The 15,974-nt window shown below is 45.3% G+C and carries 13 protein-coding genes; 12 read left to right on the top strand and 1 reads right to left on the bottom strand.

Annotated features, from left to right (window positions below; all coding sequences use genetic code 11):
* The first annotated feature begins 49 nt into the window (after positions 1-49).
* The 6 genes from IFU39_RS21120 (at position 50) to IFU39_RS21145 (ending at position 6,553) form a co-directional block, all read left to right on the top strand.
* Entirely contained in the window at positions 50-1,003 is a 954-nt protein-coding gene (locus tag IFU39_RS21120) for a 4-hydroxy-3-methylbut-2-enyl diphosphate reductase (protein WP_192134804.1), read from the top strand.
* Positions 1,004-1,293: 290 nt separating this feature from the next.
* A complete protein-coding gene (gene aroF / locus IFU39_RS21125) occupies positions 1,294-2,358 on the top strand; it encodes a 3-deoxy-7-phosphoheptulonate synthase (protein ID WP_192134693.1) in 1,065 nt (354 codons plus the stop codon).
* 413 nt (positions 2,359-2,771) lie between these two features.
* Positions 2,772-4,196: a type I glutamate--ammonia ligase gene (gene glnA / locus IFU39_RS21130; RefSeq protein ID WP_091014681.1), complete on the top strand. Its 1,425-nt coding sequence runs from the start codon at positions 2,772-2,774 to the stop codon at positions 4,194-4,196.
* Between the two features lie 239 nt (positions 4,197-4,435).
* The gene (serC, locus tag IFU39_RS21135) at positions 4,436-5,524 is read left to right on the top strand and encodes a 3-phosphoserine/phosphohydroxythreonine transaminase (RefSeq protein WP_105598007.1); all 1,089 of its coding nucleotides are present in this window, start codon (positions 4,436-4,438) and stop codon (positions 5,522-5,524) included.
* A gap of 139 nt (positions 5,525-5,663) precedes the next feature.
* Complete coding sequence (gene trmL, locus IFU39_RS21140; protein WP_017689589.1) at positions 5,664-6,131, top strand: tRNA (uridine(34)/cytosine(34)/5-carboxymethylaminomethyluridine(34)-2'-O)-methyltransferase TrmL; 468 nt, start codon at positions 5,664-5,666, stop codon at positions 6,129-6,131.
* A 167-nt stretch (positions 6,132-6,298) separates the two neighbouring features.
* A complete protein-coding gene (locus tag IFU39_RS21145; RefSeq protein WP_036610032.1) occupies positions 6,299-6,553 on the top strand; it encodes an AbrB/MazE/SpoVT family DNA-binding domain-containing protein in 255 nt (84 codons plus the stop codon).
* A 100-nt stretch (positions 6,554-6,653) separates the two neighbouring features.
* On the opposite strand, the gene IFU39_RS21150 is transcribed toward IFU39_RS21145, so the two are convergent.
* Complete coding sequence (locus IFU39_RS21150; RefSeq protein WP_192134695.1) at positions 6,654-7,571, bottom strand: serine hydrolase domain-containing protein; 918 nt, start codon at positions 7,569-7,571, stop codon at positions 6,654-6,656.
* A 473-nt stretch (positions 7,572-8,044) separates the two neighbouring features.
* On the opposite strand from IFU39_RS21150, the gene IFU39_RS21155 reads away from it, so the two are divergent.
* The 6 genes from IFU39_RS21155 to IFU39_RS21180 all read left to right on the top strand — a co-directional run bounded on the left by IFU39_RS21155 (position 8,045) and on the right by IFU39_RS21180 (position 15,711).
* A complete protein-coding gene (locus IFU39_RS21155) occupies positions 8,045-8,809 on the top strand; it encodes an alpha/beta hydrolase (protein ID WP_091014675.1) in 765 nt (254 codons plus the stop codon).
* Positions 8,810-8,820: 11 nt separating this feature from the next.
* On the top strand, positions 8,821-9,780 hold the full coding sequence (locus IFU39_RS21160) for an ABC transporter permease (protein ID WP_017689585.1): 960 nt from the start codon (positions 8,821-8,823) through the stop codon (positions 9,778-9,780).
* Between the two features lie 18 nt (positions 9,781-9,798).
* Positions 9,799-10,701, top strand: coding sequence for a carbohydrate ABC transporter permease (locus IFU39_RS21165; protein ID WP_036610027.1), 903 nt, complete (start codon positions 9,799-9,801; stop codon positions 10,699-10,701).
* Positions 10,702-10,754: 53 nt separating this feature from the next.
* Entirely contained in the window at positions 10,755-12,350 is a 1,596-nt protein-coding gene (locus IFU39_RS21170) for an ABC transporter substrate-binding protein (protein ID WP_192134697.1), read from the top strand.
* A gap of 98 nt (positions 12,351-12,448) precedes the next feature.
* Positions 12,449-14,617 (top strand): beta-glucosidase BglX, encoded by a 2,169-nt coding sequence (gene bglX / locus IFU39_RS21175; protein WP_192134699.1) that lies wholly within the window; start codon positions 12,449-12,451, stop codon positions 14,615-14,617.
* A gap of 77 nt (positions 14,618-14,694) precedes the next feature.
* Positions 14,695-15,711 (top strand): LacI family DNA-binding transcriptional regulator, encoded by a 1,017-nt coding sequence (locus IFU39_RS21180; protein WP_091014664.1) that lies wholly within the window; start codon positions 14,695-14,697, stop codon positions 15,709-15,711.
* The last annotated feature ends 263 nt before the right edge of the window (positions 15,712-15,974 follow it).

Genomic DNA, 15,974 nt, shown 5'->3' on the forward strand with positions numbered 1-15,974 from the left:
TGCAATTACATCGGCAACGTTGCCGAGAAAGAAAGCGGGTGGCAACCAAGTGGAAGTACTACGAATTTCGCCGCGGGGATATTGTTACGGCGTTGTGGATGCGATGGTGCTCGCGCGTCAAGCGGCACGCAATCTGGATTTACCACGACCTATTTATATATTGGGTATGATTGTGCATAACCAACATGTGACGGATTCCTTTGAAGATGAAGGTATTATTACATTGGATGGTCCGAACCGGATGGATATTTTGAGCCAAGTGGAGAGTGGCACGATTATTTTCACAGCTCATGGTGTATCTCCTGAAGTGCGCAAGTTGGCACGGGACAAAGGATTGACAACAGTGGATGCAACATGCCCTGATGTCACCAAGACCCATGATCTCATTCGGGAGAAGACAAAAGAGGGTTATCAGATCATCTATATCGGCAAAAGGAATCATCCTGAACCAGAAGGTGCCGTTGGTGTTGCACCAGATCTCGTTCATCTGATCGAGAAGGAAGAAGAGATCGAAGCACTGAACGTATCTCCAGGCAAAATCCTTATTACGAATCAGACCACGATGAGCCAGTGGGATATCAAACACATCATGAGCCGTCTGCTAGAGAAGTTTCCGGGCGCAGAGATTCATAATGAGATTTGCCTTGCAACTCAGGTTCGTCAGGAAGCTGTCGCGGAACAGGCAGGTCAAGCGGACCTGGTTATCGTGGTGGGTGATCCTCGCAGCAATAACTCTAACCGTCTGGCACAAGTGTCGGAGGAGATTGCGGGTGTTACGGCCTACCGTGTATCTGATGTTTCCGAGATTCAGCAAGAATGGCTCAAAGGTGTAAATAAGGTGGCGGTTACTTCGGGTGCATCAACACCAACACCGATCACGAAGGAAGTCATCCTTTACCTGGAGCAGTATGAACATGACAAGCCGGAGACGTGGGAGATCAAACGTACCGTGAACATGAGCAAACTGTTGCCTCCAGTTAGAGAAAAAACACGTACACCTTAGGGCAAAGGTAATGTAAAAGTAAGTCCAAGTGTATGTGAGTTAAAAACGAGATGTGAATGAGAAGAATCCTGTTATGCAGATCCGAATGTCGGAGCCTGTGGAGCAGGATTCTTTTTGTATATGGATAAGGAATGTGTACCTTGACGCAATAAGATAACTATGGTATATTCACTTTAACGGATAAAAGCTTAAAAGCGAACAAGCGTTTAAGCGCGACAGAGTTTTTACATTTAATCAGACGCACGTTAAGAAATTATGGTGCTCTCATACAAGGAAGGATGGGAATTAATATGATCGTTATTGCAGGCAAAGCTACACCGGAGGAACAGATTCAGGATATCGTTGCAGTTATTGAAAAAGAAGGGCTTCAGGTGCATATCTCTCGCGGAGAGGATCGTACGATCATTGGTTTGATTGGCAAAGTTGAACCTAAAATGCAAGAGCATCTTCGCCAAATGAAAGGTGTCGAGAATGTCGTGAAAATCTCGAAATCCTACAAATTGGCAAGCCGTGACTTCCATCCGGAAGATACGGTGATTTCCATCAAAGGTGTAGATATCGGCGGAAAAGAACTTGTCGTCATGGGTGGACCATGTGCAGTTGAATCCGCTGCGCAGATTGATGAGATTGCGGGGCTTGTGAAAGCTGCTGGTGGGCAAGTGTTACGTGGTGGTGCATTCAAGCCGCGTACAGGTCCTTACAGCTTCCAGGGAACGGGCGTAGAGGGATTGATCATGATGGCGGAAGCAGGCAAGAAACATGATCTGCTGACCATTACAGAAGTCATGACACCTGAGTATGTGGATATTTGCGCCGAGTACGCAGATATTCTGCAAGTAGGTACACGTAACATGCAGAACTTTGACCTGCTCCGCAAATTGGGCGAGTGTGGCAAACCGGTATTGTTGAAACGTGGCTTCAGTGCGACATACGATGAATTGTTGAATGCGGCTGAATACATTCTTGCAGGTGGTAACCCAAATGTCATGCTGTGTGAACGTGGTATTCGTACGTTTGAATCCTACACACGGAATACGCTGGATCTGTCCGCGATCCCTGTTCTGCAGTCTCTCAGCCATTTGCCGGTTATTTCTGACCCGAGCCATGGTACTGGACGACGTGAACTGGTGGAACCGATGACAAAAGCTTCCGTTGCTGCGGGTGCCAATGGCCTGATCATTGAAATGCATACCGATCCGGATAACTCCATGACAGGAGACGGCGTGCAATCCTTGTTCCCTAACCAATTCGCCAACCTGTTGCAGGATCTGGAGAAATTGGCACCAATCGTGGGTAAATCATTCAGCACAGCCAAACAACCGGCAGAATTTTTCCCGGCACGTGTAGGCGTGTAATAAGAATTTCATAGTCAAGGTCTGGATTATCATCCGGGCATCTCATCTGGTCTCGTTCATTGCAACGGAAACAGATAGATGCTCGGTTTTTTGCATATTTTGCAGTTTTGAACGTATTTATTAATCAATAGTGATAAGAAACATTTATGATGTGAAGTTTTTTCCATGATTTAGGATAAAAAAGGGGTCGCTTTACCGCATTAAACCAGTTAAATGTATATGAAACTAGTTGTTATATGAATTTTTGTTATTTATAAAATGTGAGTATAGCTAACATACTCGCAAAAAATACCTTACATAAGTATTGACGATGTCAGGTTTTAAAATTTATAATGACGACAGAAAAAAATTCGAATTTAGACATTTTCTTAGTGGGGTTGTTTAATGTTCGGAATATTTGGGAGGACGAATACATGTCGGTTGAAAACGTATTGAAATCAATTCAAGAGAACAACATCGAGTGGGTAGATTTTCGTTTTGTAGATTTAGCTGGTCGTGCACATCACATTTCCTTGCCAGCTTCGGCTGTTGATGCAGACACGTTCGCAAATGGAGTAGCTTTTGACGGTTCTTCTATCCAAGGTTTCCGCGGAATTGAAGAGTCCGATATGGTTATGATGCCAGACCCTGAAGCGACTTATGTCGATCCGTTCACTGCACACCCTACATTGAATGTTATGTGTGATATCTTCACTCCGGATGGCGAGCGTTATGAGCGTGACCCACGCAGCATCGCTGTTAAAGCAGAAGCTTATTTGCAAGAGAGCGGTGTAGGTACAGCGGCATTCTTCGCACCTGAATCCGAGTTCTTCATCTTCGACGATGTACGTTATGAGAGCGGCACGAACAGCTCCTCTTACTATGTAGATTCCGAAGAAGCTTCATGGAACACTAACCGCAAAGAAGAAGGCGGAAACCTGGGTTTCAAAGTTCGCACTAAAGGTGGATATGTTCCAGTAGCGCCAGTGGATACACAACAAGATATTCGTAGCGAAATGTGTCGCCTTTTGGAAGAAGCAGGCCTGTCGATTGAGCGTCATCACCATGAAGTGGCGACAGCGGGTCAAGCTGAAATCAACTTCCGTTTTGATACACTGAAGAAAACAGCAGATAACCTGCTTGCATACAAATACATCGTGCACAACACTGCACGTCAATATGGTAAAGTAGCAACATTCATGCCAAAACCATTGTTCGGTGATAATGGTAGCGGAATGCACGTTCACCAATCTATCTTTGATGGCGATTCCCCATTGTTCTATGACAAAGCGGGATATGCTAACCTGAGTGAAATGGCATTGCACTACATCGGAGGTATCTTGTACCATGCTCCGGCACTGATCGCTTTGACTAACCCTAGTACAAACTCATTCAAACGTCTTGTACCTGGTTACGAAGCACCAGTTAACCTGGTTTACTCCAAAGGTAACCGTTCCGCAGCAGTTCGTATTCCGGTTGCAGCTGTGACACCAAAAGGTTGTCGTATCGAGTTCCGTACACCAGACTCCACAGCTAACCCATACTTGGCATTCTCCGCAATGTTGATGGCTGGTCTGGATGGAATCAAACGCAAAATCAACCCAACTGAGCTTGGATATGGTCCGCTCGATAAAAACATCTATGACCTGTCTGATGCAGATAAAGAAAACATCCGCAGTGTGCCAGCTTCCCTCGAAGAAGCACTTGATGCATTGGCAGCTGATAACGAGTTCTTGACTGAAGGCGGCGTATTCACAAAAGAATTCATTGAAAACTACATCAACCTCAAACGTGATGAAGCGAAAGCAGTAGCGATTCGCATTCATCCGCACGAGTACAGCCTCTACTTCGACTGCTAATCGGTCGGGGTCGGAACAGTTTTTGTTCCAACTTAAAGCCTCCGGGACACGCTCTCGGAGGCTTTTCCTTGAATTAAACAATGTAGTGCTTTAACTTTGCAGGGTGATAAAGGAATTTGATGACCTGAATTCAACACTTCAGTGCATATTGCCCTTGAAGCAGATAGAGAATACTGATATCATAGCGATAATATTCACCTAATATGTCAGAGTTACGGATGGAAAGGGCGGGGGACTTTGTGACAAAAAGAGCGTATAATTTTAATGCAGGACCTGCGGCGTTGCCACTTGAGGTACTGGAGCGTGCACAGGCGGAATTTGTAGATTTTCGTAATACAGGCATGTCGATTATGGAGATGTCTCACCGTGGAGCGGTGTACGAGTCTGTACATAATGAAGCTCAGGAGCGCTTGTTGTCGCTTCTAGGCAATCCAAAAGGATACAAGGTTCTCTTTCTGCAGGGCGGTGCAAGCACTCAGTTCGCGATGTTGCCAATGAACCTGCTCGGTGCAGGGCAGACTGCAAGTTACGTGATGACTGGCAGCTGGGCCAAAAAGGCTCTGTCTGAGGCGAAGTTGATCGGCGAGACACATGTTGCTGCATCTTCAGAAGCAGAGAAGTTTATGAAATTGCCGGACGTTTCGAATCTGAGTTTGCCAGAACGTACGGCTTATGTACATCTGACTTCCAACGAAACAATTGAAGGTACGCAATTCAAGTCGTTCCCGGATACCGGTTCAGTACCTCTGATTGCGGACATGTCGAGTGATATTTTCTGTAAACCATTTGATCTTAATCAGTTCGGCATGATCTACGCGGGTGCACAGAAGAACCTGGGTCCATCCGGAATTACGGTTGTAATTGCTCGTGAGGAACTGGTGAGCGATTCGCCTAAAACGATTCCAACCATGCTTCGTTACAGCACACATGTAGATAACAACTCCCTGTACAATACGCCGCCATCCTTCTCGGTATATATGGTGAATGAAGTATTGAAATGGATTGAAGAACAGGGCGGACTGGCTGGTATTGAGCAAAAAAATACGAAAAAAGCGGAATTGCTCTATAACACAATTGACGCTTCCGGCGATTTCTACCGTGGTTGTGTGGAAACAGAAGATCGTTCCCTGATGAATGTAACCTTCCGTCTTGCTTCTGAGGAACTGGAGAAAAAGTTCATCAAGGCATCAGAGGAAGAAGGATTTGTAGGTCTGAAAGGACATCGCAGTGTGGGTGGTCTCCGTGCCTCCATTTATAATGCTGCTCCTTATGAGAGTGTTAAGGCACTGACAGACTTTATGAGCCACTTCCAGAAGATAAATGGATAATTAAGTATAGGTACGGTGTAATGGACCTTCGTGTCTAATCCTGTGTCTTACCAGAGCCTTCCACATTGACGTGTGGAGGGCTTTTCTTTAAGATTAGAGGGTTGTCGTCAACATGAAATGAAAAGGAGATTGAACACATATGGCTTTACACATCGTTCTGGTTGAACCAGAGATTCCGGCGAACACAGGCAATATTTCGCGTACTTGTGCGGCAACCGGTACCCATCTGCATCTCGTACGTCCACTTGGATTTCGAACAGATGATGCTACATTGAAACGTGCAGGGCTGGACTACTGGCATGCTGTTCATATTGAATACCACGACTCATTTGCTGAGGTTCAGGAAAAATATCCGGAAGGTCGTTTCTTCTACGCAACTACGAAGGCCAAGAACCGATACAGTGATTTTAATTTTCAGGATGGAGATTTCCTCGTGTTTGGTAAAGAGACTAAAGGCCTGCCACCTGAATTAATTGCTGCGAATCCCGATACATGCATGAAAATGCCAATGACTGGTGACGTTAGATCATTAAATCTGTCCAATTCGGCAGCAATTATTGTATATGAAGCGTTGCGCCAGCTCAATTTCCCGGGGTTAGAAGGATAAATTGAGGTTATAAATGACGGCTAGAATTCGGTAAAAAAACATTTTTCAAAAAAAAGGACAAAAAATGTTTATTTCCAGCAGGATTCGACAAAATCTTGGCGAATCTATAAACATAGTACAAATGTACCTAGAAATTTAGAGTAAGATAGGAGAGGTGTGCCGTAGCTATGAAGCCAGCTGGAGTAGTTCGCAAAGTTGACCAATTAGGTAGGATCGTATTGCCTAAATCTTTGCGTAAAAGGTATCAAATGAATGAGGGAGATCCTGTAGAAATCTTAGTACAAGGGGACCATATTATCTTGGAGAGATATCGTCCAAAATGTATTTTCTGCGGATCCATCGAGGAAGTCAACGAGTTCAAAGAGCGTTACATATGCGCACAATGTTTAGATGAAATGACTCAGCTTCCACAACACGGATAAGAAATAACGTCATGGGGTCCATTGACCCCGTGGCGTTTTTTTTGTTTTATTATCAATTGGATGGCATAATTGCAAATTGAAAAAAGATAAAATAAGTAGACTAACGCTGGGTGTAAAGGGGTAAAACCTCATTCCAGACGGCATTCAGGATGCCTTGCATATTTTCTTCCTCACTATTAATACATATGACAGCTTCCTTTGAGGGAATTACGATACACAACTGACCATAGGCGCCATCGGCGCGGTAAGCATCATGGGAACACATCCAGAACTGATACCCGTAACCTTTTCCCCAATCACCGTCTCCAGTCGTTTCGATCTGCTGGGACGTAGCCTGTCGAATCCAATCCGCAGGAACAAGCTGTCTGCCCTCCCAAAAGCCCTCCTGCAGCAGTAACTGTCCAAATCGACTCAGTTCCTCATTACTTATCCAAAGACCTGCACAGCCAAGTGTTACGCCGAGTGGAGAGGTTTCCCACTCTACATCATGGATGCCAAGTGGATCAAATAACCGTGGAGTCAGGTAATCTTTCACGGTTTGGCCGGTAGCAGCCTGTAGCATGGCTGAGATCATAAATGTATCCCCACTGCTATAGGTAAATTGTTCTCCAGGTACCCGGTCCAGAGGCAGAGACATATAATATTTCGCCCAGTCCTTTTCGGTCAATGAAGCTCGCTCATCAGCCCAAAGAGGGGGAGAGTCATGACCCGAAGACATTCGGAGAAGATCACGTAGTTTCAATTCCTGCGGCGATGGGAGATTGCGCTGTGCAGAGGGTACCTGATCATAAGAGAAATAATCACCAAGTGTCGCATCCAGATGTATCAGACCTTCTTCAAGCGCAAGACCAACGGCCATACACGTGAAGGATTTACTGATGGAATGTTGTACCCTGCGCTGATCCTTATCCCGGTCCCAATGGGCAAGCAGATGCCCTTTTTGTAATATACGAATGGAAAAAACGTTCAATTGTTGCTCCGTAATCGAATGAATGAAACCTTTGAGTTGCTCAGACATATTAACCTCCCTAATATCAGGTGAAACCTGAGTAAAATCGGTTGGTGAAACGTTTCCGTAATTTGAATGCAAAATCAGAACCCATGTTAGTATAAACCTGGTTTGGTGTCAATTAAAGTTGTAATAGCACTTACTAAATTTTCATATTTTCGTAATAATAGTGTCTTTGGACGCAAATTTAGACTTAAAAGAGCATTTTTTCGAGAAAAAAACGCGAAATTTGTAAAAAGGTTATTGACAGGATTTACTCATCGGGCTTATGATTTATTCGAAACGATTCGAAGAAATCGCTTCCACATTAAAAGTGTTGTAATGAAGTCCATGTGAATCAACGTTGGCTATGTTTTGAAACGATTCGAGAAAATCGTTTCGATAACCCATCGTAATACAAGGGAATCTACAACAGCCTGCAATCCAACGCCAGAGAAACGAATGAGTAAAGACAGCAGGCGATGATGAGAGGGGTTACATTTATGGCACATATAACGATCGAAACTGGATCGCCAACCTTATGCATGAATACCAGCATACATGTTGTGTCCAGTGACTCCGGAGAGACTTCAGGCGGTACACTATATCTGTTGCACGGGGCAGGCGATAATGCGAGTACCTGGCAGCGGTTAACCACAATTGAGATGTATGCAGCGCAATATGGCTGTACTATCATTATGCCGGAAGCGAATCGAAGCTATTACACCGATATGGAATACGGCCTGAATTACTTCCACTACATCACTCAGGAGTTACCTGAAATATGCAAGCGTCTGCTCAATCTGAATCCTGATCCGGAGAAAACATACGTCGCCGGTTTATCCATGGGTGGATATGGTGCACTGAAATGTGGACTAACTTATCCAGAGCGATATCGCAAAGTAGTGTCCCTATCCGGCGTAACGGATATCCAGACACGACTCCATGATCCCCATATGCCAGCGACCATGATCAAGGAAATGAAAGCGGTTTTTGGAGAATGTTTACAGGTAAAAGCCGATCAGGATATTTACGCACTGTCGGCCAAGCTGCTTGAACAGGGTGTTCCTTTACCGGATATCCTCAGTTGCTGTGGCGATAGTGACCCCTTCGTAGAGATGAATCGCGACTATGCGAGATACATGCAAGGGACTGCCTTTGATTTTCGGTATGTGGAGACGCCGGGGGCTCATGAATGGAAATTTTGGGAGCACCACCTGAGAACAATGTTTGATTTTCTGTACAACGACAAGACCATAGTAGAGTGAGGAGATGCAATGTGAAACCTGCAGCCGAAGGACCTAGCAAAAAGCTGAAGGGAAACGTGAAGGGCAATTCGCTCTGGACTGAAATCTGGAAGCACCGAATGACATACACCCTGCTTATTCCGGGGCTTGTCTGGCTAATTCTGTTTGCCTACATGCCGATGGGTGGCCTGTCTCTGGCATTCAAAGATTACAAGGCCAACCTGGGCATCTGGGGAAGTCCATGGAGCGGATTCGAGAATTTCAAATATGTTTTCCGTGATCCAACCTTTATCGATGCAGTATGGCGTACGCTGTACATCAATATTCTGAAACTGATTATTCAGTTCCCGTTCCCGATCATTCTGGCGCTGTTGCTGAATGAATTGCGGATGCGCAGAGGGAAAAAATTGTTCCAAACCGTTCTTACATTCCCGCACTTCCTGTCCTGGATCATCGTATCCGGGGTAGTCATCAATGTGCTGGCATATGACGGACTGGTAAACAGCGCGCTCGGATTACTCGGATTGCCAACGATTAACTTCCTGGGGTCTGAATCCAACTTTGTACCAATGTTGCTGTTAACTGATATTTGGAAATCAAGTGGATGGGGCGCGATTATATTCCTGGCTGCCATTTCCGGTATTGATCAGGATCAGTATGAATCAGCACAGATTGACGGGGCTTCCCGTATGCAACAGATGTTCAAAATTACTTTACCGAACATCCTTCCAACCATCACAATCATGTTTATTCTCTCGGTTGGTGGATTGATGTCTTCCGGGTTTGACCAGATCTTCAACTTGGCAAATGCCGCTACCAAAAATGTATCGGAAGTACTCGATGTATATATCTATCGGATTACGTTCCAGTCATCTACCGATTTCTCATTCTCGACAGCGGTCAGCTTGTTCCGTTCCCTGGTGAATATGGCCTTGCTGCTTCTTGCTGACAGATTTGCCAAGTGGCTTGGCGGAGACGGTTTGTTCCGATAAGAGAGGAGGAAAAATGAGATGAGCAAGAAAGCTAACAAAAAACCGAGAATTGGTACAGAAAAAATGACACTTCTCGATTACATTATTTTCGCCGTATTATTAGTGCTTGCCCTGATGATCCTGATTCCGTTCTGGAATGTCATCATGATTTCATTTGCGACACAAAAAGAATATGCTGACAATCCATTTTTGATGTTCCCTAAAGAATGGACATTGGATTCCTACAAGGCATTGTTCGCTGACGGAACGATTCTGACGGGGTACAAAAATACAATTATATTGCTAGTCATCGGCTTGCCACTCAGCTTGTTCCTGACAACAAGCATGGCATATGGCCTTAGTCGCAACAAATTTCCGTTTAAGAAGTTTCTCTTTTTCCTGGTATTGTTCACCATGATCTTTAATGGTGGTATCGTACCGCTGTACCTGATCATGAAATCACTTCATCTTACAGGTACGCTGTGGTCCGTTATCCTGGCGGGAAGCTTCAGTGCGTTTAACATGATTCTGATGATGAACTACTTCTACACCTTGCCTGAATCGCTGATGGAATCGGCGAGACTGGATGGAGCAGGAGAGTGGAGAATTTTGTTCTCCGTTGTTCTTCCGCTTGCTACACCAATTATGGCTACAATCACGTTGTTCTACGGTGTGGCTTACTGGAACAGTTGGTATGATGCGATGATATTCCTTCGAAAAGCGGATCAGTTACCGCTCCAGAATGTACTCCGAAATATTATCGTGACATCTACGACGAATGCATCCAATGCATCCAGTGTGGATGCTGCCCAGGCAAGCAACTTCTCAATGGGCATGAAGATGGCGGCCGTATTTGTCACCATGGTACCAATTATGTGTTTCTTCCCAATGCTGCAAAAACACTTTGCCAAAGGGGTATTAACAGGGGCAATCAAAACCTGATATACGTATAGGATTTTGTATCAAAATTCAACACAAAAACATGGGGGTAAAACATGAAAACGAAGAAAAAGTTGTCAGTAAGAGCTCTCTTTGCCATCACGCTTAGTGTAGTTATACTGATGGTGACCGCTTGTTCCAGTCAAGGAGCTTCAGGTGGTAACGAAAAAGATGCAGAGGGAAATTACAAAGACAACCTGACCATCTCTGTAGCTAACCTGACAGAAATCAAAAACGGGAACCTGGATAATGACTTCCACAAGTTCTGGACAGACAAATTTAATTTAACATGGGACTACAACTATATCGATTGGGATTCATGGGGCGAGAAGCTTCGTCTGTGGATCAACTCTGGCGACTTGCCGGATGTAGCGGTATGGAACTACGTACATGGCGATGCCATTAACAGCATTGAACAAGGTTTGTTCTACAAATTCCCGGATGACTGGAAAGAACGCTGGCCTAACGTGGCAGCAGCTTACAATTTGACGGGTCTTGGAGACAAGTTGGAAGAATTGACAGGTGGAACATATGTCCTGCCTAGACCAATCTATTTCGAGAACAAACCGGCTGACCCACTCACGAACCAAATTGGTGTCATTGCGCTTCGTAAAGACTGGGCTGAAGCAGTTGGTTTTGAACTGAAAGATGCTTATACAACAACCGAATTGAACGAATATGCTGCGCTAGTGAAAGAAAAAGATCCAGGCAAAGTGGGTAACAAACTTGTACCTCTGTCCTACAATGCGGCAGATGCCATGACAAACATGATTATGCCAAACAGTGTGCATGCCATGACTGACTCTCCGTTCTACAAAGGTGAAGATGGTAAGTTTCACTGGGGACCAGCAGATCCTGAAACGCTGACAGGACTTAAATTGATGCAAAAAGCCTATAAAGATGGACTGCTCAATCCTGAGTTCTACACATGGAAAAACAATGAAGGTCAAAACAACTTCAAAGTAACAGGTACAGCTGCTGTAACAAGTCTGGGCGGACTGGCTTCGTACAGACAAGGTCTGGATTCCGATATGAAAAAAAATCTGGGTGTAGATAGTGATGAACTGGTACACACAGCAATCGTAGTAGGCGATGACGGTAAATACCGTAACATGGAGCAAGCCAACTTCTGGTCGGCATTGATCTTCAATCCAGAAATTAGTGACGAGAAATTCGAACGGATCATGGATCTGATCGATTACTCCGCAACAAAAGAAGGACAGTTGCTCATCAACATGGGCTTTGAAGGAAAAGATTGGAAATATGATGAAAACAACGAACTCGTTAGCTTGTTGCCAGAAGGAACGGTATTGGAAGATAAATATCCAGCACGTTTCGAAGGTCTGTATCTGCTCGGTGACGACTTCAGTGTTGTAAACCCTGCAATCAAAAAAGATTACCGTGATAGAGCCGTTAAATTGTTCGAAGAAAAAGCAAAACTTGGTACAGAAGGCAAATCGCTTGCACCATACGATTGGGATGTCAACCTGTACGATTCCAAAGCTAAGAGTCAGGCTTCATTCGACTACCAGAATGAATATGCCAACTTGATCCTCAAAAACGGAGATCTAGAGGCAAACTGGAAAGAATGGGTAAACAGTAAAATGTCCCTGGTTCAACCTTATCTGGATGAGCTAAACGATAAATTCTAGTAATCATTCAGTAATTAATTTTGAACCCGGTGCGCGGTCTCTCCCCGAACGCAGCCGGGTTCTTTATTTCAACAACTTGTAGTGGAGGATATGATCAGATGAATAACGAGCAGTTGTTAGACCTGGTAAAACAGATGACGTTGGAGGAAAAAACAGCTCAGCTTCTTCAGTTAACTGCCAACTTCTATGAAGGAACAAATGTTGAAGGTCAGATCACAGGGCCGATGGAAGAGATGGGAATTACGGAGCAGTCCGTGGATGCCAGTGGGTCCATTCTGGGATTGTCGGGTGCGCAGGCCATCATTGATGTACAGCAAGCTTATATGAAAAAAAGCCGTTTGGGCATTCCGCTTTTGTTCATGGCTGACGTAGTTCATGGATTCAAAACCATTTTCCCGATTCCATTGGCGATCGGTTGTTCATGGGACACAGAACTGGCTGAGAAAAGTGCTGAAATTGCAGCACGTGAATCAGCTGTATCCGGTTTGCATGTTACCTTTGCACCGATGGTGGATCTGGTTCGTGACCCGCGCTGGGGTCGTGTGATGGAAACAACAGGAGAAGACCCTTATCTGAACAGCTTGTTTGCGGCTGCGTTTGTACGTGGATATCAGGGCGACAGCTTGAAGGATGAGCCAGATCGTCTTGCAGCCTGTGTTAAACACTTTGCGGCTTATGGAGCGGCTGAGGGTGGTCGGGATTACAATACGGTGGACATGTCTGAGCGTAACTTGCGTGAGTACTATTTGCCGGCGTACAAAGCAGCGTTGGATGCGGGTGTGGAGATGGTCATGACTTCGTTCAATACGGTTGACGGTATTCCGGCAAGTGGCAATGAGAAGTTAATGCGCGGCATTTTGCGTGACGAGTGGGGCTTTGATGGTGTATTGATCTCGGACTGGGCTTCCATTCGCGAAATGATTGCGCATGGTGCTGCGGAAGATGATCGTGAAGCGGCATATCGTGCCATTCGCGCAGGAGTAGATATGGAGATGATGACACCTTGTTATGTGCATCATTTGCCTGAACTGATTGAGAGTGGTGAAGTGGATGAGAAACTCATTGATGAAGCCGTTCTGCGAATTCTGCAACTGAAAGAAAAGCTGGGATTGTTTGATAACCCACTTCGTGCAGCTGATCCTGAACGTGAACGTGAGATTGTATTCTCCAAAGAGCACCGTCAGGTATCGTACGAACTGGCAACAAAATCAGCTGTTCTGTTGAAGAATGATGACAGCGTGCTTCCACTTCAACCTGACGCTAATGTAGCCCTTATTGGTCCTTTTGCACAGAGTCCTGATATTCTGGGCTGGTGGTCCTGTGAAGGAGTTAAGGAAGATGCAGTCAAGCTCGGAACAGCTCTGCAAGAACGCCTGACGAAGGATGGAAAAGTTCAATTTGCTCAAGGCAGTAATGTTCATACGATTACAGCTGAGCAGATTGCGGAAGCCCTTGAAGTGGCAAGCAAAGCAGATCTGATTGTCCTCGCTCTTGGTGAAGACTCCGAGATGAGTGGAGAAGGTGGATCACGCACGGATATTCGTCTGCCAGCAGCCCAATTGGAATTGGTTAAACAGCTCAAAGCAGCGGGAAAACCGATTGCCAGCGTTATTTTCAACGGCCGTCCATTGGATCTGCATGGTGTAATCGATGAATCGGATGCCGTTCTTGAAGCCTGGTTCCCAGGTAGTGAAGGCGGAGCAGCAATCGCAGATGTTCTGACAGGTGTAGTGAATCCATCTGCACGTCTGACGATGTCTTTCCCGCAGTCCGTAGGTCAGATTCCGGTCTATTACAACCATTTCAATACAGGTCGTCCGCTGAACCCGGAGAAGACGGAAGAACGTTATGTCTCCAAATACATTGACAGCCCGAATGAACCTTTGCTTCCGTTCGGTTATGGTCTCTCATACACTTCGTTCTCTTATGGTGATCTTGAAGTGTCAAGTAACGAGATGACTGCCGAAGAGTCCCTGAGCATTCAAGTACGTGTAACGAACACGGGTGAGCGCGCAGGCGTGGAGACCGTTCAGTTGTACGTTCGTGATGTAACGGGTGAAGTCGTTCGTCCTATGCGTGAGCTGAAAGGATATGTGAAACTTGCACTGGCGCCAGGCGAGAGTGGTACAGCCACGTTTACGTTAAATGAAGAACAGCTTCGTTATCACCATTCTGACTTAAGCTACCGCAGTGATCGAGGCGAGTTCCATATTCTCGTGGGTGCAAACAGTCGGGATACTCAGAAGAAATCATTCAGACTTGTTTAATCCGATGAATGGAAAGAGTAATGTGTCAGGCCTTTTGTTATGGAAGGCCTGATGAACATAACAGGGGAGCGAAAAATGTGGTCAGTATCAAGGATATCGCCAAACAGGCGGGAGTTTCCATCTCTACTGTGTCATATGCGCTGAATGGCAGCAACAAAGTGACCGATGAGACGAGTTCCAAAATTTTGGCCATTGCCAAAGAACTGAACTATGTTCCAAATGCCGCAGCAAGAACACTGAAGAAGAGGGAATCCAAAATTCTAGGTGTATTCTTGACCGATTTTAGAGGAGATGTGTATGGGGACTTGCTGAGTGGCATGAAATCCGTATGTAATGCTCAAGGTTATGACCTGATCGTGTGCAGTGGTAAACAATCCCATCGCATGCTTCCAGAGAGGATGATTGATGGTGCGATCATTCTGGATCATACGTTTGCAAGTGAGGAACTGATGCAGTACGCCGATCGTGGGCACAAAATCGTTGTATTGGACCGTGAGATGGATCATCCCAACATTAATCAGGTTCTGCTGGATAACAAAGCCGGGGCGACACTTGCGATGGAACATCTTATTGAACAGGGACATAAGAAAATCTATGTGGTGACAGGGCCGGAAGGTTCGTTTGACTCTGTGCAGCGGTTAAAGGCTGTGAGACAGGTTGCGGAACGTGAAGCCGATGTGGAATGGATTGAGATCACGGGAGATTTTGAGAAGAGTGGTGGAGAACAAGCCGCAGAACAGATTGTACAGGTGTATGATGGACCCGCAGCGGTATTCTGCCTCAATGATGAGATGGCTATTGGCTTGTGTGATCGTCTGGCAGACAGTGCACTTGGTATTGGTCAGGAGATTGATGTCATCGGATTCGACAATATTGAATTGAGCAAATACGTCCAGCCGAGATTGGCAAGTATTGATTATTCCAAGCGCAAGTGGGGATCGCTCGCTGCTGAACAATTGATCAAAATTATTGCTGGAGAACCCGTCGATCATGAACGAATTTATGTGACATTAGTTGAGGGTGGGTCGGTGAGTGGGCCTATTCCGTCTGATTCGGTTATATCCATGCGGAATGACCGGGCGGTTAGCTATTGATCCCGAATACAGCAAGAGACAAGGCTTAGAAGAATCGAATCATTCTTTTAAGCCTTGTCTCTTGCTATTTCGAGGATGAAGCAATAGAAAGAAAAAGCCTCTCCAGAGAGAGGCTTGGCCTTTACAAGCCTTTTGTTTTGTCATTGTTGTAGGATGAAGTGAGAATGCCTGTAATGAAGAGAGTCAATACGATTGCAATAATCCAGAATGTCAGTGAAAATGACATGCCCTTCGCACCTCCTGCACAAGCTCATTTTCTTCTA

Source organism: Paenibacillus sp. CFBP 13594 (assembly GCF_014842675.1).
Classification (GTDB): Bacteria; Bacillota; Bacilli; order Paenibacillales; family Paenibacillaceae; genus Paenibacillus; species Paenibacillus amylolyticus_B.

Bases quoted from the DNA above. Each gene is read 5' to 3' on its own strand.
- aroF (WP_192134693.1), top strand. From the start codon at position 1,294: ATGATCGTTATTGCAGGCAAAGCTACACCGGAGGAACAGATTCAGGAT.
- glnA (WP_091014681.1), top strand. From the start codon at position 2,772: ATGTCGGTTGAAAACGTATTGAAATCAATTCAAGAGAACAACATCGAG.
- trmL (WP_017689589.1), top strand. From the start codon at position 5,664: ATGGCTTTACACATCGTTCTGGTTGAACCAGAGATTCCGGCGAACACA.
- IFU39_RS21145 (WP_036610032.1), top strand. From the start codon at position 6,299: ATGAAGCCAGCTGGAGTAGTTCGCAAAGTTGACCAATTAGGTAGGATC.
- IFU39_RS21150 (WP_192134695.1), bottom strand. From the start codon at position 7,571: ATGTCTGAGCAACTCAAAGGTTTCATTCATTCGATTACGGAGCAACAA.
- IFU39_RS21155 (WP_091014675.1), top strand. From the start codon at position 8,045: ATGGCACATATAACGATCGAAACTGGATCGCCAACCTTATGCATGAAT.
- IFU39_RS21165 (WP_036610027.1), top strand. From the start codon at position 9,799: ATGAGCAAGAAAGCTAACAAAAAACCGAGAATTGGTACAGAAAAAATG.
- IFU39_RS21170 (WP_192134697.1), top strand. From the start codon at position 10,755: ATGAAAACGAAGAAAAAGTTGTCAGTAAGAGCTCTCTTTGCCATCACG.
- bglX (WP_192134699.1), top strand. From the start codon at position 12,449: ATGAATAACGAGCAGTTGTTAGACCTGGTAAAACAGATGACGTTGGAG.